We start from the raw sequence: 24350 nt of genomic DNA, 5'->3' as shown, positions 1-24350 counted from the left end.
AATGGCCCGAAACTGAAAGAGTGTCTGATACCACCGACAATATTCAGGCCATCACCGCCGTCTCCGGCGTCCTGATCAGCGCCGCGAGCCTACTCGTCTCCGTTCTGATGTTGCGGGACAACAGGTTAGACCGGCAGGGCGGTGTCAACCGTGGCTCGCTCTCCACCGGCGATCAGGCGCCCGTCTGGCCTCCGGTGTACCCAACGCCAAGTAATCCACGCTATCCACCGCAGCAACCTTCGAGCGAACCGATCCCGTGGTGGATGCAGGACGATTGGCGCGGGCTAGCAGCAAACTTCGCGCTCGGGTTCGGGTATTGGATGATCCTCGCGATCATCTTCGGCGATGCTCCGGGGCCACGGATCCTCTGCTCCGCAGCGACCCTCGCGGTCGGCACAGCCATCTGGATTGCGCATCGTCTCCGAAAACCCGGCGAACCCTCACTGGTGTTGAGGTGGCTGGCAGCAGTGTTGATCGGCGCCGCACTCGGCGCATTCCCGTGGCTCGGATAGCCCCTCTCCCCGGACACCGACCCGGACGGGATCTGTGACGGATTGTCCGCGGGCCTAATGGACCTCGATGTCGGGGATTTCCTCGCTGGCAGAGCCTTCAAGGTTCTTGCTCGCACACCGGTACGCCAACTGTTCCCATTACCGACTCCGATGGGATGCAGTACTTTTCGAGGCGCGGTAGCGCCGGGCAATGGATCACAGTGGTGTAGATCGCGACTTGCCGTGACAGCGCTCGACGTTCGACCACGAGCAACGGCCGGGAGCCACGGGATGGTGATCAACGCGAACCCGTGCCCATGCGGGTTGGCCTCGGTGCCGCGGCTCAGGGCGTGCGGGTCGGGGGATAAGGAAGAGCCATTGATCGGGCAGAAACACGGTGCCCGATGCAAATTCAAGACAACACCCGCACACGCCGGACGCGCGAGAATTCTCGGTCCGCTCGCGCGCCGCTGCCTCGCCGCAGCGCTACAGCACGTCGGCTCCCAGCGCAGTGTAACAGGTTCAGTCGTGCCGAATTCAGTTCCAACGCAGCGACCCAGCTGAAGACCAGGCTCCGGCGAAACCATCAATATTGGCGAGACGCGGCGAATCTCGGCACCAACCAGCCTTCCCGGTGCCTCCTCCACCACCGCGCCCGCAGGATACAGCCCGACGACCCCGGCGGCAGTTGTGTCTGCTGAGCCCCACCTGACCTTGGGCCGTCCCTTCGCCGGTGGGTCGACACACACCAAGATCGCCGCCGCGCACATCGACATCCATCCCGAAGTGCTGCGCCGATGGGCACGCAAACCAGGACAGCACCCGTGGCTGCCCAAGCCCATTCGGGTCGGAAAGGCGTTCCGGTGGAACATCAACGCACTTGACACCGGCGGCCGAGCCTCGGGTTACGAGAGCAGCCATCTGCCGAGACGACTTCCGAAGCCGAATCGAACCAACGCTCCCAGCTGTCGCGCAGTCGCCGGAGAATACGGGTACCAGATCGCTTCCCGTTTCGATACACCTCGAGCGACCAGGACTGGTTGGGGATGCGTATAGCCACGCAGCCCCTCCGCGCCGTTGTTGATGTGTCCGAGCCCGCTGCTCTTGCGCCCGCCGAACGGCGCCTCCGGCACGCCATAGATCACTGCGGCGTCGTTGTGGACGACGGACCCGGTGTTGAGCCTCGCCGCGATCCGGCGCGCTTTCGCACCGTCGTTGGTGAATATCGAACCGCTCAGGCCGTAGCGACTGTCGTTTGCGAGCTCGATCGCCGAGTCCTCGTCGGGCACTCGCATAATCGCCACAACCGGGCCGAAGGTCTCCTCTGTCATCAGGTCCATCTCGTGGGTCACGTCGATGACAACCGTCGGTTCGAACTGCAGGCCGTCTCCCCCGACCGGATCACCGCCGACCAGGATCGACGCGCCACGCAGTCGCGCATCCTCGAGATGGCGCTGCACCACCTCGAGCTGCCGGTCCCAGATCAGCGGTCCGACATCGGCGGCCTGGTGATGACGGAAGCGCACCTGCTCAGCCTGCTCCCGTACCCGCCGGATGAACTCGTCGGCAACGCTTTCCACCACGTAGACGCGTTCCACACTGAGGCACACCTGACCGCAGTTGAACAGCGACAAGTACACGGCCCCGGCCGCCGCGCGCTCGAGGTCGGCGTCCGCGCAGACGATCATGGCGTCCTTGCCGCCCAGTTCCAGGGCACACGGTTTCAGCGCCGCCCCGCACGCCGCGCCGACCTTGCGCCCCGTCGCGACGCTGCCGGTGAAGCAGATCTTGTCGACGTCCGAATCGACGAGCGCGGCACCTGTCTGTCCGTCACCGTGCACGACCTGGACCACGTCCTCCGGGACACCGGATTCCCGCAGCAGGCGAACAACCCATGCGCCCGAATACGGCGCGACTTCCGACGGTTTGAGAATCACGGCGTTGCCTGCGAGCAACGCCTGGACGACCGGATTCAACGACAAGACGAACGGCGCGTTCCACGGCGTGATCACACCGACCACACCGAGCGGCTGGTAGTGCACGAACAGTTTCCGGAACGGCCGGATATATCCGTGCAATCCGCGACGCTCCGGCCGCAGAGCGCGCGCCGCGTGCGCGCTCCAGTAATTGATGAAGTCGCAGGACGGAACCAGCTCCATCGTCAGCGCCTCGATGCGCGGCTTGCCGGTCTCCGCGTGGACTGTATCGATGATCTCCTCGCGCCGGCGGACGAGGACGTCGAGCGCGCCGCGCACGATCCTCGCCCGTTCCCGCACCGGCAACGCCGCCCACACAGGTTGGGCGGCACGGGCGCGGGCCACCGCGCGCTCGACGTCTTCCGGGGTGCTCACCACCAGTTCCCCGACCCGGTGCCGATCGATCGGACTCTCCAGTGCGATCCGGCGCCGTCCGTCCGACGTCTCGGGCAGCGGTTGGGTTATGGCCATCAATTCTCCTCGGTACGCCGCGACTCACCCTCTATCCTGGCCACCATTCCATACTAATGTCTAGAGTGTTGTCCAGTTTACTGCTGTCGAATACGAGGAAGGACGATCACAGGTGAGATCAGATCCTGAAGAGGGCGCACCGCCGCGCGGCGCGCGTGTCGGAGTCGTTCGCGAATCCGGTGCGGGTGAGCGGCGGGTCGCATTGGTGCCCAAGATCATCCCCGCCCTGTCCAAGCAGGGTGTCGAGGTGGTCGTGGAAGCCGGTGCCGGCCTCGGCGCCCTCATCCCCGACGAAGCCTTTGTCGAGGCGGGCGCCACCATCGGTGACCCGTGGTCGGCCGAGGTCGTCGTCAAGGTCGCCCCGCCCAGCGATGCCGAGGTGGCCAAGCTGTCGTCCGGGCAGACCCTGATCGGGTTCCTCGCGCCCCGCAACGCCGAGAACCAGATCGGCGCGCTGAAGTCCGCCGGGGTGCAGGCGTTCGCCGTCGAGGCGATCCCGCGTATCTCTCGCGCCCAGGTGATGGACGCGCTGTCCTCGCAGGCCAACGTCGCCGGCTACAAGGCCGTGCTGCTCGCCGCCTCCGAGTCCACCCGCTTCTTCCCGATGCTGACCACCGCCGCGGGCACCGTGAAGCCGGCCACCGTGCTGGTGCTCGGTGTCGGTGTCGCCGGCCTGCAGGCGCTGGCCACCGCCAAGCGCCTCGGCGGCCGCACCACCGGCTACGACGTGCGTCCCGAGGTCGCCGACCAGGTGCGCTCGGTCGGCGCCCAGTGGCTCGACCTCGGCATCGACGCCGCCGGTGAGGGCGGCTACGCCCGCGAACTCACCGACGACGAGAAGGCCCAGCAGCAGAAGGCACTCGAGGACGCCATCAAGGGCTTCGACGTGGTCATCACCACCGCGCTGGTGCCGGGCCGTCCCGCGCCGCGCCTGGTCACCGCCGCCGCGGTCGAGGGCATGAAGCCCGGCAGCGTGATCGTCGACCTGGCCGGTGAGACCGGCGGCAACTGCGAGCTCACCGAGCCCGGCGAGATCGTCGTCAAGCACGAGGTGACCATCGCCTCGCCGCTGAACCTGCCCGCCACCATGCCCGAGCACGCCAGCGAGCTGTACTCCAAGAACATCGCCGCGCTGCTGGAGCTGATGCTGGTCGACGGCAAGCTCGCACCCGACTTCTCCGATCAGGTGCTGGCCGATTCCTGCGTCACCGAACGGCAGGATGCCACGAACGAGAAGGCAAAAGTCGAGGTGAGTGCCTGATGTATTCCGAATTGTTGGCCAACATCGCGATTCTCGTGCTGTCGGGGTTCGTCGGTTTCGCCGTGATCTCCAAAGTCCCCAACACCCTGCACACCCCGTTGATGTCGGGTACCAACGCGATTCACGGCATCGTGGTGCTCGGCGCGCTGGTGACGCTGGGCAATGTCAAGGACCCGTCCCTGCTGGTCCAGATCATCCTGTTCGTCGCCGTGGTGTTCGGAACGCTGAACGTCATCGGTGGCTTCGTGGTCACCGACCGCATGCTCGGCATGTTCAAGGGTAAGAAGAAGGCGGCCGAGTGATGCACACAGTCGACAACATGACCTACCTGGTCAACGGCCTCTACATCGTGGCCTTCTCCATGTTCATCTACGGCCTGATGGGCCTGACCGGCCCCAAGACCGCCGTGCGCGGCAACCAGATCGCCGCGGTCGGCATGGGCATCGCCGTGATCGCCACGCTGATCTCGGTGCGCCACGCGGACCTGATCAACTGGATCCTGATCGGCGCCGGCCTGGTCGTCGGTGTGGCGCTGGGTGTTCCGCCCGCCGTGCGCACCAAGATGACCGAGATGCCGCAGCTCGTCGCCGCGTTCAACGGTGTCGGTGGTGGCACCGTGGCCTTGATCGCGTGGGCGGAGTTCATCGACAGCTCCGGCTTCTCGGCGCTGCACGACGAGCCCACCATCCACATCATCATCGGTTCGCTGTTCGCCGCGGTGATCGGTTCGGTCTCGTTCTGGGGCTCGATCATCGCCTTCGCCAAACTGCAGGAGATCCTGTCGGGCAAGCCGATCGGCATCGGCCGCCTGCAACAACCGCTGAACCTGCTGCTGCTCGCCGGCGCGATCATCTGCGCGGTGGTGATCGGCCTGGGCGCCGACAACGGCGGCGTCTCGCAACTGTGGATGATCGGCCTGCTCGTCCTGGCCGGCATCCTCGGTTTGATGGTCGTACTGCCGATCGGTGGCGCGGACATGCCGGTGGTGATCTCGCTGCTCAACGCGCTGACCGGCCTTTCGGCCGCGGCCGCGGGCCTGGCACTCAACAACACCGCGATGATCGTCGCGGGCATGATCGTCGGCGCGTCGGGCACCATCTTGACCAACCTGATGGCCAAGGCCATGAACCGTTCCATCCCGGCCATCGTCGCCGGTGGTTTCGGTGGTGGTGGCGGCGCGGCCGGTGGCGGCGCCGGTGGCGAGAACAAGCAAGCCAAAGCGACCTCGGCCGCTGATGCCGCGATCCAGATGGCCTACGCCAACCAGGTCATCGTGGTGCCCGGCTACGGTATGGCCGTGGCCCAGGCCCAGCACGCGGTCAAGGAAATGGCGTCGCTGCTCGAGGGCAAGGGTGTCGAGGTCAAATACGCCATCCACCCGGTCGCGGGCCGTATGCCCGGGCACATGAACGTGCTGCTGGCCGAGGCCGAGGTCTCCTACGACGCCATGAAGGAAATGGACGACATCAACGGCGAATTCGGCCGGACCGATGTGGTCCTGGTGATCGGCGCCAACGACGTCACCAACCCGGCCGCCCGCGAGGACAAGTCCAGCCCGATCTACGGTATGCCGGTCCTCAACGTGGACCAGGCCCAAAGTGTCATCGTGCTGAAGCGCTCGATGAACTCCGGCTTCGCCGGCATCGACAACCCGCTGTTCTACGCCGACCACACCTCGATGCTGTTCGGCGACGCCAAGAAGTCCGTCGGTGCGGTCACCGAGGAACTGAAAGCGCTCTGAGACAGAGGAATTCGCGCCTGCCGCATGAGTGACCACGCCGGGGCCGACAACAAAGACGGTTGCCGCGAACCACGTGTCGCCGGTCCGGCCGACGACACGTGGTTCGAAGGGCACGGTCCTACTTGGTCGGCAAAGCGTTCTGCAGACCACCGACATCGGTGATCTTCCACTCCGCGTTGCGATCCAGCGTCAGGGAGTAGGTCACGGTGGTCTGGGCACCGGCCGGGGTTTGCGCGCTCGTCGAGGTCACCGTGAGATAGGCGTTCACCTTGTATATTCCGCCTGCCTCGGAGATCACCTGCGCCGACAGCGGCGTCGCCGTGGACGTCCACTGCAACGGCAGCAGAATCTGCTCCAGCTGTGGGGAGGTGGCCTCGAACTTCGCCGCCAGTTCGGGAGTGGTGCCCGCTTTCAGGCGGTTCAGCCATGCTCTGGTGTCGCGATAGTCGATCGTCGAGGCACCCACCGCGTAATTCGACGCGACCTGTTCGGCATGCCGGTCGTCAGCGGACTTCGCCTCCCGTGCGGCCAGGTCGGCGTCGGCCGATCGGTAGAGCATCGCGAAAACCACGGTCGACACGAGCAGCGCCACGATCGCGACCGAGGCAACGAGCGTGGTCAACGACAGCGACACCGTCCGCTCGCCCACCCGGGGCAGTCGAGATCCGCGTGTCGCCGTGGAAGCCTGAGCGGTGGATGGGTCGTCGACGTCCACTGTCGCGATGTTGCCGACCTCGTCTGTCCGCGTTGTCATGTGCTGTCCTTCCGCCGAATCGGTGGGCTACGAGGTGGATCGACTACTTGACGCCGATTCGGAATTGCAGGGTGCCGTCGGCATCGACGCCATGTAGCGCCTGATTGATCAATGCGCTGATGTCCAGCGCCGGTGTCCGGTTCATCGCGTCGGTGACGACCGGTTCCAGCACCGGCCCCAGCTGGGCGGCGGTCGGTCCGACCTGCTCGATGAGGGTGGTCACGTTCCGCAGGAACGGCACCAGCCCGTCGCCGGTGAAATAGTCGGTGACCGGGCGGCTTTCCGCGAGTGCTGCGCCCGACTCGACAATCCGGTTCAGCGTGGTACCGAAGGCCGCGAACTCGGGGCCTGCCGCGGCCAGCGACGGCCCGAGCCATTCGATGTCGCCGCCGAGCGCCTGAATGTCGTCGAACAATTGCCGGACGGTCTGGGTGCGGCTGAGCAGCGTCGCGGCCAACAGCGACGTCGATCGTTGCAGGGTGTGCACGGCCGAATCGGTTCCGCTCAGCGCGCGGTCGAAGGTGCCGACCAGATTCCCGATCACCGCGGGATCGATCTGTTCGAGCAGCCGCACCAGTTTCGCCGACAATGCGGTGATGGTCATCGGCATCCGGATCCGCTCGGTGGGCACGACCTGTCCGTCCTCGAGGTACGGCGCGGCATCGCGCACCGGCGAGAATCGCACATAGGGCTCACCCAGCGCCGAGAGCTGTTCGATCCGCACCTCGCTGGCCACCGGGATCCGGTACCGGTCTTCGATCCGCAGTCGCACGAGGACACCGCCTGCCTGTTTGGTCACCGTCTCGGTGCGGCCGACCTGCACCCCGGCCACCAGCACCGGGGCGTGGGCGCCCAAGCCGCCCGAGTCGTCCAGGCGCATCTCGACGGTGACGAAGCCGCGCCGGGGATCGACGTGCAGCACACCGAACGCCATGTACCCGACGCCGAATATCAACACCGCGACAATCGACGAGAGCGACACCGCCGCACGGATATTCATCGCAGCATCCCGATCATGCGCAGGGTGTCGACAATGCGCGCGGTCTGATCTTCCGACGACATCGCCGCGGGCTGCTGCGGGCCCACCGTCACACCGACAACGTTCACTTTCGGGCCCCGATCGGCAAAGGGAATGATCTTGTTCTGGATCAGGTCGACGACCTGTTTCATCGTCGATGGCGAGTCGGCGTCGAGCGGGCGGCTGCCGAAGAGCATGGGCACGATCGCCCGGGTGGTGCCATCGAGGGATTGCACGACCGGCCCGAGCCAGCTCAGGCTGGGCGCGACCGGGCCGAGAGCGGTCAGGACGAAGATGACGCCGATCTGGGCGTTGATGGAATCGACGGTGTGCGCAACGCCGTACGGCGTCAGCAGGTCGTCGAACACCGGGACGTCGTCACGCAGGCCATGGCCGGTCGCCGCGAGCCCGTCGAGCACGGCACCCACGGAGCTCAGATTGTCGCCGAGATCGACCAGGTCGGCGCCGAGTACCTCGGCGATGCGCGCGGTCTCGCGCGGATCATCGGGCATGATCGCGTTCATCTGGGTGACGATGGTCTGGATATCGGTCACCGCCCCGCTGCCGACGAAGGTGGCCAGCCCCGCGAAGATGTCCTCGATCGGTACCGAGGGGATGCTCTGTGCGAGGGGAATCGTGGCGCCCGGCGGCAGCGGGGCCGCCGTCGAGTCCACCGGTACGCGCAACGCGATGTGCACGTCACCCAGTGGTGTCTCCTGCCGCAGCGCGGCGGTCATCGCGGCGGGCAGCTGTACCGACGAGCGGACGGCGACGTCGGCGACGACGTACCCGCGCCTGCCCTGTTCGGTCGGCGCGGTCGCGACCGGGTCGACGAGCCGCAGGCCGGTCAGCTGACCTACCCGGACGCCGTCGGCGAACACCTTCGCTCCCGGCGGAAGATTGAGGACGTCGGCGAATTCGATGTGCAGGTCATAGGTGGGACCGTCGACGCCGGCACCCGGCACCGTGATCTCGGCCGGCTGAAATCCGCAGCCGGTCACCGCGAGCGCCACGGTGAGTGCCATGGTCGTGCCCATTCGGCGACATCGGTCGGTGAGCAGGGTCATCGCGCGCTCACCCCCGCCAGCAGGACCGGCAGCGGGGGCAGGGTGAGCGCACCGTTGTCCGCGGTCAGGCAGCCCTGCCCGGTGATCGCTTGGACCGCGGCACAGACCTGGCCCGAATCCGGTGACGCCAGAACGAGTTTCGGTGCGGCGTAGCCGAGAGTGGGCCGCCCGGTGGCCGGATCGAGGGCCGTGGCGAACCCGGTCGCGATCGCCGGGATCATTCCGATGAGCTCGGCCAGTGATCCGACGCCCGACTTCAGCAGGTCGGCCAGGCTCGCGGCCGAATCCAGTGCGCGCAGCGCGGGCGAACCGAACATCATGATCACGTCGTTGATCTGTGGTAGCACCTGGCTCAGCGCGGCCACGAGGTCGATGATCGGCGGGAACGCGATGACATTGATGTCGTTGAAGGTCTGCGGCAGTCCGCTGACGGTCTCGCGTACCTGCGGCCAGCCGCCGCGTGCCCGCTGGGTCAGTTCGGCCACCGCGTCCAGCAACGCCCCGAGGTGCCCGATGGCGGCGTCGGGGGCGGCCAGCGCCGCGCTCGCGCTGTTGATGAGCGCGTTGATCTGCTCGCCGGAGCCGTCGGTCGCGCGGTCGAGCGCCGCGATCCCGGACCCGAGCGCATCGCGCTGCGCCGGGTCGTCGACGGCGTTGAGCTGGTCGGTGAGCTGGGCCAAGGCGTCGAAGGTTTCCGACATGCTCTTCGGGGTCAGCGTTCTGGTGATGCACCGGCCCGGGTTCCAGCCGCCGTGCGCGGGCTCGTCGCCGATCAGTGCCAGCTTCCGGTCCGCGATCAAGGTGTCGCTGACGGTGACGGCGCCGACGTCCTCCGGCAGTCTGCGGTCGGCCCGCACCGTGAACCGCACGCGCGCGATGGTGCCGACGAGTTCGACATCGGTCACCTCGCCGACCGGTACCCCCAGCACCGTGACGGAGCTGCCCTGATACAGGCCGATGCTGTCAGGCATGTCGGCGCAGTAGTCCCGCGTGGCCGGGGCCGGTTTGCCGATCGCCAGCACAGCCGCACCGGCGACGACGACAGCGACGATCATCGCCACCGACATCACCGCCCGGGATCCCAGGAATCGTCGCAACATCAGCAGGTCCCTCCGGGTACGGGCACACAGATGGCCGCGGCGGACTGGTCGACGGTGATCCCACCGCCGGGGGGCAGGAGCGGCAGCAGCTGCCGGTGCATGGTGCGCAGTGCCTCGAGCAGTTCGCCCAGCCGGGCCTCGAGCTGCGTCAGCGGGGGGATCGCGTCGGCGAGCGGTTGGGCCCGCTCCTTCACACCGTTGTCCCAGGCCCGTCCCAGTGGCGCGATGTCCGACAGCACCACCGCCAGGTCGTTGAGGGCCTGCGCGACCACGACCTTGTGGTTGGCGATGATGTTCACCATCGTGCCCAAGGTGGTCAGCAGCTTCGCCAGCACAGCGGAGTTCTCCCGCATCGCCGTGAGGTACTCATCGGCCAGCGACAGCGTGCGCGAGACCTCGGAGTTCTGCTTTTCCATCAGCCCCACCAGGTCCGACGCGGCGCCCACCACGGCCCGGATGGATTCGGGGCTCTTGTTCAGCGATGTCGACAGCTGGGCGAGGTTCTGGCGCAGCACCGCACCGTCGATCGCGCGGACCGGCTCGACAGCGTCCTGGAATGCCTGGGTGAGGTTGTACGGGATGATGACCCGTTCCGGCGGGATGACCCCGGCTCCGAGTGGCTTGGTCCCGGCCGGCTCGACCGCGAGGTAGTAGCCGCCGACAACGGTCAGCATGCGGATGTCGAGCACGGTCTGGTCGCCGAGGAAGGCGGCACTGTCGGCGGTGAACTCCATCCGCACCCGATCCGGCAGCAGCGTCAGCGATGTCACCTCCCCCACCGGGATGCCCGCGATCCGGACATCGTCGCCGGTCCGGATCGTCCCGGCCTGGGTCAGCTCCGCGCGGTAGGTCCTTTCCTGCGTGGTCCCGGTCCGATAGACGACACCGATGGCCGCGACCAGCACGACCACCGCGCACAGTCCCCCGAGGCCCCAGCGCAGATCGGTGTTCCTCGGTGCGGTGGCTACTCCGGTGCGCCGCACCGAGATTCGCGCGCGCAGGTTCATGAGTTGCACAGGACGATCCTTTGGCCGGCGAGCAGGACATGGAGTGGCTCGGGAGCCTGAGCGGCGCCATGAGCGCACGCCGCTCGCGGACCGGACGCCGGTACCGCCGCGGCGATCGACTCGATCAATCCGGGCATCCGCTCGAACACCGCGACCGCGTCGTACGGGTCCGGAAACGACTGCTTCAACAGTGCGTCGAGATCGCGATCCTCCTGCCCGGTGAGGCCGAGCACGGTCAGCATGCTGCGCAGCGGCTGGATCACCGGGGGGATCTGCTGGGAGAAATCGACCAGTCCGGGCAGCTTGGCCGCGATCACGGCGAACAGATCCGTCAGGCTGCCCAGCAGTTTCATCGCGTTGCCCGAATCGCCGCCGATGTGGTCGGAGACCTCGGCCAGGTTGTCCACCAGGACCGACAGCACCGCCTGCTGGTCGGACGCGTACCGGCTCAGGTTCTCGATCGCGCCGAGCGCGGGGCCGATACCCGTGCCGTTGCCCTCGACGACGGCGAGCAGGCTGGTCGTGAACTGGTTCAGATCCTCGGGTGAGAGTTCGCGGAGTACCGGCTGCAGACCTTTGAACAAGGTCGTGATGTCGAAGGCGGGCACCGTCTGGTCGACACCGAAAGTCGATCCCGCGCCGCGTTGTTCGCCGGGCTGCGCGGGCTGCTCTACGTCCAGATAGCGGAACCCGGTGAGATTCTGATAGCGGACCGCGACCTTGGAATCGACGAACAGCGGGCGATCGGACCCGATGGTGAACCGCACCCGGGCCAGGCCACCGTCGAGATCGACAGCGGCGACCTTGCCGACCTGGACGCCGTAGAGGCGCACGTCGTCGCCCGGCCGCAGGCCGTTGGCGTCGGTGAACATCGCGGTGTGGGTGTCGGTGTCACCTTCGACCGGACGTGTGATCACCGTGAAGATCCCCGACAGGACTATCAGCATCGACACCGCCGTGACCACGACCCGGATCAGTAGCGCACGGGTTGTCATCGCGGTCCTCCCCCCGCGGGCAGTTGATCGACCAGCGCCGACAGCGGCCCCGCCAGCCCGGGCACGAGGTCGAGTTCGACGCGGGCGTCGAGCACCGGCCCGTTCGGACCGTCGCGGAACGCGCGGTCGAGCCGATCCATCAGTTCGCTCAGCTGCGTGGCCGAACCCGTCGGGTCGCTGACCGATCCCGAGACTCGATCGAGCAGCATGGTCACGATGGGCAGCAATCCGCCGAAGTAGGGTCGCGCGGTGCCGAACAGGGCGGTGACGGCGGGCAGCAACTCGTTCTGGATGCTCGGCCACATGTAGCCGAACTTGTCGAGATGCTCTTGCTCGGCCAGGTAGCCGTTCCGGTAGCTGGCGTGCAGCACGGTCAGACCGCCGCTCAGCATCGGCGGCACGCCGGCCAGCGCCGCGCCGTAGCGGTCGAACAGCACCGACGGTGGTAGCTGCGCGGTCTCGGTGTAGGAACGCACCGTCGTGCCGATCGCCTGCATGAGCGGAGTGAACGCGCCCAGGTCACGGGCCACGGTGTGCAATAGTTCGGTGAGCCGGGGCGTCAGCACGTCCTCGGTCAGCTCGCCGGTGTAGCTCAGCAGCGAGGCGAGCGTGGCGTCGCGGACTCGATCGGCCCGCCCCTCGGTGAGGTCGACCGTCGACCCGTCCGCCAGGATCACACCGCCGGCATCCGGGTGCACCTCGAGTGCGCTGATGCCGAACAGATTGCCCGGCACGTAGTCGATCGACAGCGCGCTGGTCAGACCGAACAATTGGGATCGGACCAGGTTCAGCTCGATCTGCCGTCGGCCCTGCCCGGCGAAATCGATCCCGCTGACCGACCCGACCCGGACTCCGTCGAGCCGGACATCGGTTCCCGGCCCGATTCCGTCACCGACATAACCGACGATCAGGACGACGTCGATGTCCTCGACCGACTCAGCATCGGGCAACACCCGCCACACTCCGGCAGCTATCAGCGCGAGCGCGACCGCGCACACCCCCAACAACCGAGCTTTGAGTGGCCCGACTTCCGATCCAGGCAATCCATAGACAGGCATGCCGTCACCCCGTAAACGTAATGGGAGATTGGAATCCCCACAGCAGAATTGTCGCGAGCATGTCCAGGGCGATGATCGACACCAGGCTCGCCCGGATGGCCCGGCCCGATCCGATGCCGACACCTTCGGGACCGCCCGTCGCGAAATACCCCTGATAACAGTGGATCAAGACCACAGCGATCGCGAAGATCATCACTTTGATCGTCGCGGCGACGACATCCCAGGTGAGAATGAACTGATCGAAATAGTGGTCATATGTGCCCGAGGGTGTGCCATGTACAACCGTCACGATGAACGCGCAGGAAGAATAGCTCAGGATCAGGGCGACGACGAATGCCGGCGCGACCGCGATAATGCCGGCGATCACACGGGTCGTCACCACGAAAGGCACGGAACGGATTCCCAGTGATTCCAGGGCATCGATTTCCTCCGAGATTCGCATCGAACCGATTTCGGCGGTCATGCGGCACCCGGCCTGCGCGGCGAACCCGACTCCCGCCGCGATCGGCGCCAATTCGCGGGTCACGCCGAACGCCGAGATGAGACCGCTGAGTTGCCCGAGCGACAACAGGTTCAGCGCGCTGAACGCCTCGATGCCGATCGAGGCGCCCATCGCCGCACCCATCAGCAACATCAACGGCACGACCCCACCGCCGACGATGACCGAGCCACGGCCCCAGGTCATATCGGTGATGACGGCGACGGTCTGGCGGCGGTAGCGCACCAGCGTGTAGGGCACCGTCGAGATCACCTGCCAGCAGAACCCGAGAACGAATCCGAGCGAATCGACCGGCCGCAGCGGCGGGAACCGGCGCTGCAGCCAACCCGTCCAGCGAAGCACCGGCGGGCGGTAGGGCGCTGCCGCCATCACGCCATCCTGACCGGCAGAAACATCGTAACCACCTGGGTGATGGCGGTATTGAGGACGACGACGGCCGCGATGGACATCACCACGGCAGCGTTGACCCCGTCCGCGACACCACGCGGTCCCCCCTTGGCCTCCAGCCCCCGCTGACAGGCGATGACGACCACCAGGAAGCCGAACAGAGTCGCCTTGATCAGCGAGACCCAGACATCGACCGGCGTGGTGAAGGAACCGAAGGACTGCCAGTAGCTACCCGGTGTCACATCCATCGCGGTCACCGCGGCCACGAAGCCCGAGGCGATGCCGACGAAAATGATCAGGATGTTGAGCAGCGGAGCGACGAGCATCATCGCCGCGATCCGCGGAACAACAAGGCGCTGCACCGGATCGACACCCATCACACGCAGCGCGTCGACCTCTTCGCGGACGGTACGGGCACCCAGATCGGCCGCGATGGCAGCGGCGCCTGCACCGCCGAGCAGCATCGCCGTCGCCATCGGGGCCCCCTGCTTGATGACGCCGAGCCCACCGGCCGCGCCGATCATCGAATCGGCACCGAGCTGGGACACGATATTGCCGACCTGCGCGGAGACGATGACACCGAACGGAATCGCCATCAGAATGCTGGGCACCGCGGTGACTTTGATGAGAAACCACGCTTGCCGCAGGGTTTCGTCGACCTGAACGCGCAATCGAAAGATATCGGAGACCCCGACCGCGACAGCCTGCGCACCCATTCGCAGCGCCCGCCCCAGCGTCGCAACGCTCGATAGAACGGTGTCGGCGAAATTCTTGCGAATCACAGCCGCCGGGGTCGGAATTGATACCTCGTCGATTTCGGTGTTCATAGTCATCGCGCGACACGCATTCTGAAGTCGAATGATTCGGTGACCGCGCGAACGCGCGAAAAAGCAGCATTGCGCTTTGTCATGAGATTATGTCGTAACTGTTCTACTTCGAGATTGCGGCTGCCGGCCGTGCCGCACGCCAGCCCATCCTGCCACTCCTGTGTGCCATGCCGCGACACTATCATATGATGTGGACCACATTCCAGACATGAATCCAGATTGGTGAGCAGATTACTGTCGGTTCACCGGAACCCGCTGATCAACCGCGTCGGCCGGCGCGAATGCCGAGCAGCTCCCGACAACGACGAGAGGGCGCGAGACTCGTCTCGCGCCCTCTCGTCGTCGGGGCTAGGGAAGCTCCACCGCGGCCAATTTGGCGCTGAGCCGGTCCAGGTATGCCAATACCTCGTCGGCGGACCGGTCCGGCACGCCGTAGAGGACATCGGTGACGCCCTCGGCGGCCCACCGCGCGAGCTTGGCGGGATCCGGTTTGAAATCCAGCGCGACCACACGGGGACGATCCGCCCGACCCGCTTCGGCCCAGATCTTGTGCAGCATCGCGAGCCTGGCCGAGATGTCGGTTTCGGTCGGCGTGGTGATCCAGCCGTCGCCGGTGCGCGCGATCCACCGGAAGGTCTTCTCGGTGCCCGCCGCGCCGATCAACACCGGAATGTGCGGCTGCACCGGCTTGGGCCAGGCCCAGCTGGGACCGAAGCTCACATACTCGCCCTGGTAGCTCGCCTCCTCGTGAGTCCACAGTTCCCGCATGGCCTCGACGTACTCGCGCAGCACGGTGCGGCGCTTGCTCGGCGGCACCCCGTGATCGGTGAGTTCGTCAGTGTTCCAACCGAATCCGGCACCGAGGGTGACGCGCCCACCGGAGAGATGGTCGAGCGTGGCCAGCGTCTTGGCCAGGGTGATCGGGTCGTGCTCGACCGGAAGGGCGACGGCGGTGGACAGTTCGATGTGCTCGGTCACCGCCGCCGCCATGGACAGTGACACCCACGGATCCAGGGTGCGGGTGTAGCGGTCGTCGGGCAGGGAGGCGTCACCGGTCGAGGGATGCGCGGCTTCGCGTTTGACCGGTATGTGGGTGTGTTCCGGCACGAAGAACGACCGGAAGCCGCGTTCCTCGGCCGCCTTGGCGGCGGCCGCCGGCGTGATGCCACGGTCGCTGGTGAACAGTACTAATCCGAATCGCATTGGCGCTCTGTCTCTTTCGTTGTCTGCTCGCACGCGGCCGAGCGGCCGGCTCGACGCCCGTAGAAGCTGCCGTCACCCAGTGACGCGCCACTGGCATAGCCGCCGGTACAGATGCCCGCGGTGCACCGGCCCGCGGCGTGGAGGCCAGGGATCGGGGCACCCGCGGTGTCCAGCACCCGTGCGTCGAGGTCGGTCCGCAGTCCGCCGAGCGGGAAACCGGCGGTGAACCCGCGCATGTCGAAGGCGGCCACCGGGGAACCGATCGGCTGCAGCCATTCGGGCTTCTTGCCCAGCAACGGGTCCGTCCCCTGCGCGGCGTGCTCGTTGTAGTAGGACACCGACTCCCGCAGCGAGCCCGCGGGCAATCCGATCTCGCTTTCGAGTTCGTCGATCGACTCCGCGACCCAGGTGGGCTGCTGACGGAAGAACGGCGTGGCCGTCACAGTGGCGAGGGCCGCTTCATGGGCTCGTTCGTCGATGATCAGGAAGGCCTGGTTGTCCTGCTCGATCAAGGTGGCCTGGCCGATCCGACCGGGGTAGGTGTCCTCGGCGATGTATCGCTGCCCCCGGCCGTTGACGACCACACCGCGGGCAAGCATCTGCGGATCACCGAAGAAGGCGACTTCGGTGGCGTCCATGGCCTCCACCTGCGCGCCGAGCTCCTGCGCGACCTGGATGCCGATGCCGTCGTGCTCCTCGATCGCGGCGGCCGGACGGCCGAGCAAGCGCGGGGCGTATTCGGCCACCATCTCCTGGTTGTAGGCGAAACTGCCGGTGGCCAGGACGACCCCGGTGCGCCCGGCGACGGCGAGGTCCTTGCCGTACCGGCGGGCGAGCACGCCGACCACCCGGCCGCCCTCATCGACGATCAGCCGCTGGATCCGGGTGTCGAATTCCACTCGAACACCGAGCTTTTCGGCGGTCTCGACCAGCGGCTTCATCAGCATGTAGCCGCCGCCCTTCTCCCCCGTTCGCTTGTTCTGCATCTGCGGAACGTGTCCACGCGGCGCGGGCGTGGCGATCGTGTTGAACGGTGCGGCGTTCTCGCCGCCGGAGTACATCAGGCCCTCGTCGTGCGGCGGTTCCCAGCCCGGCTCGCCCCAGAACTCCTCCTTGAACCGGACTCCGCAGTCGACGAGCCAGTGATAGTGGTCGACGCTGCCCGCGCAGTAGTCGGCGATCTTGACCGGATCGGCACTCGGCCCAACGGCGGCCAGCAGGAATTTCTCCATGTTCGCCGCGTCGTCGTCGAAGCCGAGCGCCTGCTGCAACGGGGTGCCGCCGCCGAGGTAGACGAAGCCGCCCGCCAAGGCCGCGGCCCCACCCCAGCCGCCGGTGCGTTCCAGGATCAGGACATCGGCGCCGGCGCGCGCCGCTTCGATCGCCGCGCAGACACCGGCGATCCCGTAGCCGGCGATGACGACGTCGGCCCGGGCGTCCCACTCGGAGATCTCGGCTGCCCGGTGGGGCTGTGCGCCGCTCATGACTGCTTGCGGTGCTGGGACACCACGGTGCCGACGGCGTTGTCGAGCTTCATTCCCGGCGCCCAGCCGATGTAGTGGGTCAGGAACACCGCGATCTCGCGCAACTGCGCTTCGTCGAGTTCGTCGTTGCGCAGTGCCGCGCCCAGCTGGATCTCGGCGACATCGAAAAGCCCTTGGGCACTGAGCGCCCCGAGCAACAGCAGCCGCCGGTCACGGATCGTCAGTCCCGGCCGCGACCAGATCTCGGCGAACAGGTGGTCGGCGGTGATGGCGAAGAGGTCACCGGGGCCGTCGGCGAAATCCCAGCCGTACACCTCGCTCATCTTCGCCAGTCCCCGTTGCCTGCGGCTGTCGCTGTCGGGCTGTCCATCGGTGGTCATGCGGTCTCCTTGCCTAGCAGCTGTTTTCCGACGCCGAGCCCGTCGGCCAACCGCGTGGCGGCCAGCTGGGCCAGCGGTAGTGGCACGTCGAGTCGCTCGCCCAGTTCCACCGCCAGCGCGAGATCCTTCTCGCCGAGGTCGCGGACGTGGCCGAGGATGGGGAACCAGAAGTCGTCGGGGTCGACCGCGCGGGTGGTCTCGCGCAGCATGATCGAGCCCGGTCCGCCGGTGATCGCGTCCGAATGACGCACCACCTTGCCCAGGTCGGCGATGTTCAGTCCGGCACTCTCGGCCAGCCGCTGGGCCTCGGTGGCGGCGGTGAACGCGACGAAGTGCAGCAGGTTGCGGGCCAGTTTCATGCGCGTGCCCGCGCCGACCGGTCCGGCATGCACGATCAGGTCCGAGAAGCAGCCGAACGGTGCCCGGATGCTGTCCACCGCGGCGTCGCTGCCCCCGACCATGACGGCCAGGCTGCCGCGCTTGGCCGCACCCGCACCGCCGCTGACCGGCGCGTCGACGAATTCCACCCCGCGCTCGGCGCAGACCGCGGCGAGCCGCTCCGCGGTCCGGTCGCTGATCGTCGAGTGCACGGCGATGACGGTGCCCGCCACGGCGGTGCTCAGCAGGCCGGCCGGCCCCGTGACGACATCGATGACCTGCGCGTCGTCGAGGACGGTCACACAGATCACCCGCGCCACCGCCGCCAGCGCGGCGGGGTCGGCGGCCGAGCCGGCGCCCTGTTCGGTGAACGGCAGCGTCGCCTCGGGACGCACATCGCAGACCGTGAGCCCGCCCGGCCAGTCCAGCAGCCGCTTCGCCATCGGGGCGCCCATATTGCCCAGCCCGATGAATCCCACCGGGAGATGGCCGGATTCGGTCGTCATCGGATGATCTGCCCGCCGTCGACATTGAGGATCTGGCCGGTGACCCAGCTCGCGTCGTCGGAGAGCAGGTACAGGCACGCGCCGACGAGATCCTGCGGGGTGCCCATCCGCTTGATCGGGATGCGCGAGACCATGTCCTTGACCATGTTTCCGGGCGTGACCGTCTGGGTGGCCTCGGTGTCGATCGGGCCGGGCGCGATGGCGTTGACCCGGATCTTGGAACCGCCGAGTTCGGTCGCCAGCTGCTGGGTGAGACCGTTGATCCCGACCTTGGCCAGACCGTAGAACCCGGAGTACAGCCAGGCGGCCGTGGAGGACTGGTTGACGATGGACCCGCCACCGGCCGCGGTCATCGGCTGCCAGACCGCTCGGGTCACATTGAGCGCGCCGTCGAGGTTCACGCCCATGAACTTCTTGTAGTAGTCCCACGGGACGGTGAGCAGCAGGTCCAGCTTCATCTCGCCATAGATGGCGGCGTTGTTGACCAGGTGGTTGATCGCCCCGAACTCACCGACGGTGAATTCCGCGAGCGCGGTGGCGGATTCGGGGTCGGACACATCGACCCGGTGGAAGACCGCGGTGCCGCCGTCGGCGCTGATCTGCTTGGCGACCTCCTCGCCGCGCTCGACATTGAGATCGGCGACGACAACGTTGGCGCCCTCGGCGCCGAGCGCTGCGGCGTATTCCGCGCCGATGCCCTGGGCCGCGCCGGTGACGATCGCGGTCCGGCCAGTGAAACGTGCCATGGTGTGTTCAGCTCCTCATGCTGGGGTGACAGTGAATTCGGGGTGGAGATCAGGCGGGGGTGGCGACCACTTTGGTTTCGAGGTATTCCTCGAAACCCGCGACGCCCATCTCCCGTCCGATGCCGGATTGCTTGTAGCCGCCGAAGGGCGCGTCGGGGTGGTACCAGAGCCCGCCGTTCACGCTCAGCGTCCCGGTGCGCACACCCGCGACCACCCGCTCGACACGGTCGGGATCGGTGCCCCACACCGCACCGGACAGGCCATAGGGCGAATCGTTGGCCAGCCGGATCGCGTCGGCGTCCCCGTCGTGCGCGATGACGACGAGCACCGGGCCGAAGATCTCTTCCCTGGCGACGGTGGCGGTGTTGTCGAGACCGGCGATGAGCGTCGGCTCGATGAAGAAGCCGTGGTCTTTGTCCGCCGGCCTGCCGCCGCCCACCACGACGCGCCCCCCTTCGGCGCGCGCGATGTCGAGATAGTGCTCCACCCGGTCGCGCTGCCGAGCCGAGATCACCGGCCCGCACACGGTTCCCGGACTCGTCGGATCACCGGCCCGCAGGCCCGACAGCGCCTTGGCCGCGGCGTCCACGGCCGCGTCGTAGGCGGCGCGGGGCACCAGTAGGCGGGTGGTCAGTGCGCAGCCCTGCCCGGCGTGCACGGCGACCGAGAACGCGGTGTAGCTCGCCGCCGTGGCGATATCCGCGTCGTCGAGCACGATGGCGGCCGATTTTCCACCCAGTTCGAGGAAGGTTCGTTTGAGGGTGGCCGACGCACCCGCCATCACCGATCGGCCGGTCTGGGTCGATCCGGTGAAGGTGATCATGTCCACCCGCGGATCCTCGACCAGCCGGGCACCCAGGGTGTGATCGTCGGAGGTGACGATATTGAGCACGCCGGCAGGGAAGTCGGTGTGCTCGGCGATGAGCGGACCAAGGACCGCCGCGCACCATGGAGTGTCGGGAGCAGGCTTGAGCACCACCGTGTTTCCGGCGGCCAGCGCGGGCCCGATCTTCGCCAGGTTGATCTGGTGTGGGAAGTTCCACGGGGTGATGGCGCCGACCACGCCGACCGCTTCGCGCCGGATCACCCGCCTGCTCGAAATCCCCATCTGCTCGGCGACTCCGAGATCGGTCTGCCACTCGTAGTTCTCGGCGAGGTCGGCGGCGAACGACAGGTCCGCGATGGGACCTTCCAGCTGCGGGCCGCTGGTGAGCATGACCGGCGCGCCCACCTCGGCGACGGTGATCGCGCGCAGTTCCTCGATGTTGTCGCGCAGGACATCGCGCAGCTGACGCAGGCAGTGCGCGCGCAGCGCGGGATCGCGGGACCACTCGGTCTCGTCGAAGGCGGTCCGCGCGGCGCCGATGGCGGCGTCCATGTCCTCGGCGGAGGCATTGGCGGCGTGCCCGAGGACTTCTTCGGTCGCGGGATTGATCGTCGCGAACACCCCCGCCCCGCCGGGGACGAGCTTTCCGCCGATCAGCAGCGGCGTGCCGTCGGGAGGAACGAGGCCGTTCATAGAATCTCCGATACATGTCTGGACAGGTGTTCGGACCATAGTTCACATCGACCGCCGGGCGCAAGGCCACGACGGGATGGCGACACCCGGCCGGTAATTGCACCGAACTATTATTGATGATACCGTCCAGACACATGTCCGAACTCGTATCTACCGGTATTGAAGCAACTCGGCGGCGGCTCACCGAAAAGCAGGCCGACACCGTCGACCGCCTGACCACCGCGACGGTCGAGGTCCTGGCCCGCGAGGGCTATTCCGGGACGACGGTCCGGCTGATCGCCGCCGCCGCGGGCGTCGGCACCGCCACCGCCTACACCTACTTCTCCTCCAAGGAACACCTCATCTCGGAGGTGTTCTGGCGGCGCCTGATCGCCAGCCCCGCCGTGGAGTCGAGCGATCCGGATCCGACCACCCGCGTCGTCGCCGTCCTTCGGCAGGTGTCGATGCTGGTGGCCGACGAACCATCCCTGGCCAGCGCCGTCGGGAACGCCCTGCTCGGCGACGACCCCGACGTGGGACACCTGCGGGTTCGCATCGGCTGGGAGATCCGCGGCAGGCTCGCCGCCGCGCTCGGCGTCGACGCCAAGGACACCGAGCGCGTCTCGATGCTCGAACTGCTCTACTCGGGCGCCCTGCTGCAGGCAGGCATGGGACTGCTGTCCTACCTCGAGGTGGCCGAGCTGCTCGAGGCCTCCGCGCGACGCCTGCTCGCCGAGCCGGGCACGCACTGAACGTCACCGGCGGGCCTTGTCGAACCAGCGTAATCATAGTACCGTCCAGACACATGTCCATCACCTGTCTGGACATTTCTCTCGGGAAGGATTGTCAATGACGCTGATCAAGCCGCAGCGAGTGTCCGGAGGCGAGGACGAGCACGGGCACCTCGAGGAGTTCCGCACCGATCCCATCGCACTGATGCAGCGGGTGCGCGCCGAATGCGGCGATGTCGGAACATTCGAGCTCGCCGGGCGAGACGTCATCCTGCTCTCCGGCGCCGAGGCCAACGAGTTCTTCTTCCGCGCCAGCGACGAGGACCTCGATCAGGGTGCGGCCTACCCCTTCATGAAGCCGATCTTCGGCGAAGGCGTCGTCTTCGACGCGCCGCCCGAGCGCCGCAAGGAGATGCTGCACAATCAGGCGCTGCGCGCGGATCACATGCGCGGGCACGCCGTCACCATCGCCCGCGAAGTGGACGCCATGCTCGCCCAGTGGGACGACGAGGGCGAGATCGACCTGCTCGAGTTCTTCGCCGAGCTGACCATCTACACTTCCTCGTCCTGCCTGATCGGGGTGAAGTTCCGCAACCAGCTCGACGGCCGCTTCGCGCACCTGTACCACGAACTGGAACAGGGCACCGACGCCCTGGCCTACGTCGATCCCTACGCGCCGATCGACAGCTTCCGCCGCCGCGACGAGGCCAGGGTCAAGCTCGTCGAGCTCGTGCAGGCGATCATGGACCAGCGCGAGGCGAACCCGCCCACCGGCAAGGACGACCGGGACATGCTCGACGTCCTCATCTCGGTGAAGGACGAGAACGGCATCGCGAGGTTCTCCGCCAGCGAGATCACCGGCATCTTCATCTCCATGATGTTCGCCGGCCATCACACCACCTCGGGCACCGCGGCCTGGACGATCATCGAGCTGCTGCGCAACCCGCAGACACTCGCGACCGTCGTCACCGAACTCGACGAGTTGTACGCCGACGGGTCGGAGGTCAGCCACCATGCGCTGCGCCAGATCCCGAATCTGGAATCGGCCCTCAAAGAGGCACTGCGCCTGCATCCCCCACTGATCGTGCTGATGCGCATCGCCCGCGACGAGTTCGAGGTGTGCGGTCAGCGGATCGCGCCGGGCGACATGGTGGCCGCCACACCGGCGATCTCCAACCGGATTCCCGAGGACTTCCCGAACCCCGACACCTTCGATCCGGGCCGCTACCTCGATCCGCGGCAGGAGGACATCGTCAATCGCTGGACGTGGATTCCCTTCGGCGCCGGACGTCATCGCTGTGTCGGCGCGCCGTTCGCGCTCATGCAGCTCAAGGCCATCTTCTCGATCCTGCTGCGGGACTGGGAGTTCGAGCTCGCCCAGCCGTCGGACACCTACCGCAACGACCATTCCAAGATGGTGGTCCAGCTGCAACAGCCCTGCCGCGTCCGCTACCGCCGCAGGCAGCGGTGACCCGCGCACCCCGGTCCACCACGCCGTCGGCCTTTCAGGAGGAAGCTGTGCCAGCGCCGTCCATCCCCGCCGGATTCGACTTCACCGATCCGGCACTGTGGGAAACCCGAAACCCTGTCCGGGAATTCGCCGAGCTGCGCCGCAACGCTCCGGTGTGGTGGAACTCCCAGCCCGACGACAAGTCCGGCGGCTTCAAAGACGGCGGCTACTGGGTGGTCTCCAAACACGAACACATCAAAGAGATCTCCCGGAAACCGGAGCTGTTCTCCTCCCAGGTCAAGGGCTCGGTCATCCGCCTGCCCGGTCAGATCACGGTCGACCAGATCGAACTCACCAGCGCGCTGCTGCTCAACATGGATCCGCCGAAGCACACAAAGATCCGCCGCATCATTTCCAAGGGCTTCAGTCCGCGCGCGGTGGAAGGGTTGCGCGCCGCCCTGGCCGCGCGAGCGCAGGCCATCGTGGCCTCGGCCAAGGTGGCAGGCACCGGCGACTTCGTCGAACAAGTCGCGTGTGAGCTACCCCTGCAGGCCATCGCCGAATTGATCGGCGTCCCCCAGGAAGACCGCCGCAAGCTGTTCGACTGGTCCAACCAAATGCTCAACTACGACGATCCGGAATACGGCGACACCGCCACGACCACCGTCAGTGACAACGCCTCGGTCGAGTTGCTCGGCTACGCCTGGAACATGGCCGAGCAGCGTCGCGCCGATCCGCTCGACGATATCGTCAGCCGGCTCGTGCACGCCGATCTCGACGGTGAAGCCCTCGGCTCCGACGAGTTCGGCTTCTTCGTGATCCTGCTCGCCGTGGCAGGCAACGAAACCACCCGCAACGCCATCACGCACGGCATGAAGGCCTTCGTCGACAACCCCGACCAGTGGGAGCTGTTCAAGCAACAGCGCCCGCGCACAGCGGCCGACGAGATCATCCGGTGGGCGACCCCGGTGACCGTCTTCCAGCGCACCGCCACCGCCGACACCGAACTCGGCGGGCAGCTCATCCGCGCGGGCCAGCGCGTCGGCTTGTTCTACAGCTCGGCCAATTTCGACGAAGAGGCCTTCGATGATCCGTTCCGATTCGACATCCTGCGCGATCCCAACCCCCATCTGGCCTTCGGCGGCACGGGCGCGCACTACTGTGTCGGTGCGAATCTGGCCCGGCTCGAGATCGATCTGATGTTCAATGCCATCGCCGACGCGATGCCGAACCTGTCGCAGGTATCGGCGCCGGAGCGGCTGCGCAACGGCTGGATCAACGGCATCAAGCATTGGCACGTGCGCTACGAGTAGCACCCGAAC

22 protein-coding genes and 1 pseudogene are annotated in these 24350 nt (G+C 67.0%); 7 read left to right on the top strand and 16 right to left on the bottom strand.

The window, feature by feature from the left end; translation table 11 throughout:
- Nucleotides 1–20 precede the first annotated feature (20 nt).
- The gene (locus ACFYWJ_RS19795; protein ID WP_355280418.1) at nt 21–512 is read left to right on the top strand and encodes a hypothetical protein; all 492 of its coding nucleotides are present in this window, start codon (nt 21–23) and stop codon (nt 510–512) included.
- A gap of 884 nt (nt 513–1396) precedes the next feature.
- Here the strand turns inward: ACFYWJ_RS19795 and ACFYWJ_RS19790 are convergent.
- Nucleotides 1397–2938: an aldehyde dehydrogenase family protein gene (locus ACFYWJ_RS19790; protein WP_355280416.1), complete on the bottom strand. Its 1542-nt coding sequence runs from the start codon at nt 2936–2938 to the stop codon at nt 1397–1399.
- Nucleotides 2939–3050: 112 nt separating this feature from the next.
- Between ACFYWJ_RS19790 and ACFYWJ_RS19785 the strand changes: the two are divergent.
- The 3 genes and pseudogenes from ACFYWJ_RS19785 to ACFYWJ_RS19775 all read left to right on the top strand — a co-directional run.
- Nucleotides 3051–4184: pseudogene (locus ACFYWJ_RS19785) on the top strand (Re/Si-specific NAD(P)(+) transhydrogenase subunit alpha); the annotation flags it as partial.
- Nucleotides 4185–4198: 14 nt separating this feature from the next.
- A complete protein-coding gene (locus tag ACFYWJ_RS19780; protein WP_355280414.1) occupies nt 4199–4501 on the top strand; it encodes an NAD(P) transhydrogenase subunit alpha in 303 nt (100 codons plus the stop codon).
- A 17-nt stretch (nt 4502–4518) separates the two neighbouring features.
- A complete protein-coding gene (locus ACFYWJ_RS19775; protein WP_355280444.1) occupies nt 4519–5940 on the top strand; it encodes an NAD(P)(+) transhydrogenase (Re/Si-specific) subunit beta in 1422 nt (473 codons plus the stop codon).
- 118 nt (nt 5941–6058) lie between these two features.
- Here ACFYWJ_RS19775 and ACFYWJ_RS19770 read toward each other — a convergent pair whose 3' ends face one another.
- The 15 genes from ACFYWJ_RS19770 to ACFYWJ_RS19700 form a co-directional block, all read right to left on the bottom strand.
- The gene (locus ACFYWJ_RS19770; RefSeq protein ID WP_355280412.1) at nt 6059–6694 is read right to left on the bottom strand and encodes a hypothetical protein; all 636 of its coding nucleotides are present in this window, start codon (nt 6692–6694) and stop codon (nt 6059–6061) included.
- Between the two features lie 43 nt (nt 6695–6737).
- Nucleotides 6738–7694, bottom strand: coding sequence for an MlaD family protein (locus ACFYWJ_RS19765; protein WP_355280410.1), 957 nt, complete (start codon nt 7692–7694; stop codon nt 6738–6740).
- A complete protein-coding gene (locus ACFYWJ_RS19760; RefSeq protein WP_355280409.1) occupies nt 7691–8737 on the bottom strand; it encodes an MlaD family protein in 1047 nt (348 codons plus the stop codon). The genes ACFYWJ_RS19765 and ACFYWJ_RS19760 overlap by 4 nt, the downstream gene beginning before the upstream one ends.
- Before the next feature lie 38 nt (nt 8738–8775).
- Nucleotides 8776–9879 (bottom strand): MlaD family protein, encoded by a 1104-nt coding sequence (locus ACFYWJ_RS19755; RefSeq protein ID WP_355280408.1) that lies wholly within the window; start codon nt 9877–9879, stop codon nt 8776–8778.
- Complete coding sequence (locus ACFYWJ_RS19750; protein ID WP_355280442.1) at nt 9879–10886, bottom strand: MlaD family protein; 1008 nt, start codon at nt 10884–10886, stop codon at nt 9879–9881. The genes ACFYWJ_RS19755 and ACFYWJ_RS19750 overlap by 1 nt, the downstream gene beginning before the upstream one ends.
- A complete protein-coding gene (locus tag ACFYWJ_RS19745) occupies nt 10883–11881 on the bottom strand; it encodes an MlaD family protein (RefSeq protein ID WP_355280407.1) in 999 nt (332 codons plus the stop codon). The genes ACFYWJ_RS19750 and ACFYWJ_RS19745 overlap by 4 nt, the downstream gene beginning before the upstream one ends.
- Nucleotides 11878–12834: an MlaD family protein gene (locus ACFYWJ_RS19740; RefSeq protein ID WP_355280405.1), complete on the bottom strand. Its 957-nt coding sequence runs from the start codon at nt 12832–12834 to the stop codon at nt 11878–11880. Before ACFYWJ_RS19740 ends, ACFYWJ_RS19745 begins: the two co-directional genes overlap by 4 nt.
- Nucleotides 12835–12943: 109 nt before the next feature.
- A complete protein-coding gene (locus ACFYWJ_RS19735) occupies nt 12944–13807 on the bottom strand; it encodes an ABC transporter permease (protein ID WP_355280403.1) in 864 nt (287 codons plus the stop codon).
- Nucleotides 13807–14658: an ABC transporter permease gene (locus ACFYWJ_RS19730; RefSeq protein ID WP_355280401.1), complete on the bottom strand. Its 852-nt coding sequence runs from the start codon at nt 14656–14658 to the stop codon at nt 13807–13809. The genes ACFYWJ_RS19735 and ACFYWJ_RS19730 overlap by 1 nt, the downstream gene beginning before the upstream one ends.
- 342 nt (nt 14659–15000) lie before the next feature.
- Nucleotides 15001–15855 (bottom strand): LLM class F420-dependent oxidoreductase, encoded by an 855-nt coding sequence (locus tag ACFYWJ_RS19725; RefSeq protein WP_355280399.1) that lies wholly within the window; start codon nt 15853–15855, stop codon nt 15001–15003.
- Nucleotides 15840–17339, bottom strand: coding sequence for an FAD-dependent oxidoreductase (locus tag ACFYWJ_RS19720; protein WP_355280398.1), 1500 nt, complete (start codon nt 17337–17339; stop codon nt 15840–15842). The genes ACFYWJ_RS19725 and ACFYWJ_RS19720 overlap by 16 nt, the downstream gene beginning before the upstream one ends.
- Nucleotides 17336–17719, bottom strand: a complete 384-nt coding sequence (locus tag ACFYWJ_RS19715) for a carboxymuconolactone decarboxylase family protein (RefSeq protein WP_355280396.1) — start codon at nt 17717–17719, stop codon at nt 17336–17338. Before ACFYWJ_RS19715 ends, ACFYWJ_RS19720 begins: the two co-directional genes overlap by 4 nt.
- Nucleotides 17716–18603 (bottom strand): NAD(P)-dependent oxidoreductase, encoded by an 888-nt coding sequence (locus ACFYWJ_RS19710; RefSeq protein WP_355280395.1) that lies wholly within the window; start codon nt 18601–18603, stop codon nt 17716–17718. The genes ACFYWJ_RS19715 and ACFYWJ_RS19710 overlap by 4 nt, the downstream gene beginning before the upstream one ends.
- A complete protein-coding gene (locus tag ACFYWJ_RS19705; RefSeq protein ID WP_355280394.1) occupies nt 18600–19349 on the bottom strand; it encodes an SDR family oxidoreductase in 750 nt (249 codons plus the stop codon). Before ACFYWJ_RS19705 ends, ACFYWJ_RS19710 begins: the two co-directional genes overlap by 4 nt.
- Before the next feature lie 49 nt (nt 19350–19398).
- Entirely contained in the window at nt 19399–20868 is a 1470-nt protein-coding gene (locus ACFYWJ_RS19700) for an aldehyde dehydrogenase (RefSeq protein ID WP_355280392.1), read from the bottom strand.
- A 134-nt stretch (nt 20869–21002) separates the two neighbouring features.
- On the opposite strand from ACFYWJ_RS19700, the gene ACFYWJ_RS19695 reads away from it, so the two are divergent.
- From ACFYWJ_RS19695 to ACFYWJ_RS19685, 3 genes are all read left to right on the top strand, one after another.
- Nucleotides 21003–21599 (top strand): TetR/AcrR family transcriptional regulator, encoded by a 597-nt coding sequence (locus ACFYWJ_RS19695; RefSeq protein WP_355280391.1) that lies wholly within the window; start codon nt 21003–21005, stop codon nt 21597–21599.
- 97 nt (nt 21600–21696) lie between these two features.
- Complete coding sequence (locus ACFYWJ_RS19690) at nt 21697–23049, top strand: cytochrome P450 (protein ID WP_355280390.1); 1353 nt, start codon at nt 21697–21699, stop codon at nt 23047–23049.
- Nucleotides 23050–23096: 47 nt separating this feature from the next.
- On the top strand, nt 23097–24341 hold the full coding sequence (locus tag ACFYWJ_RS19685) for a cytochrome P450 (protein WP_355280389.1): 1245 nt from the start codon (nt 23097–23099) through the stop codon (nt 24339–24341).
- The last annotated feature ends 9 nt before the right edge of the window (nt 24342–24350 follow it).

Source organism: Nocardia sp. NPDC003269 (genome assembly GCF_042888005.1).
Classification (GTDB): Bacteria; Actinomycetota; Actinomycetes; order Mycobacteriales; family Mycobacteriaceae; genus Nocardia.
Note: the sequence above shows the minus strand (reverse complement) of the source record. Positions and strands in the feature narration are given on the sequence as shown.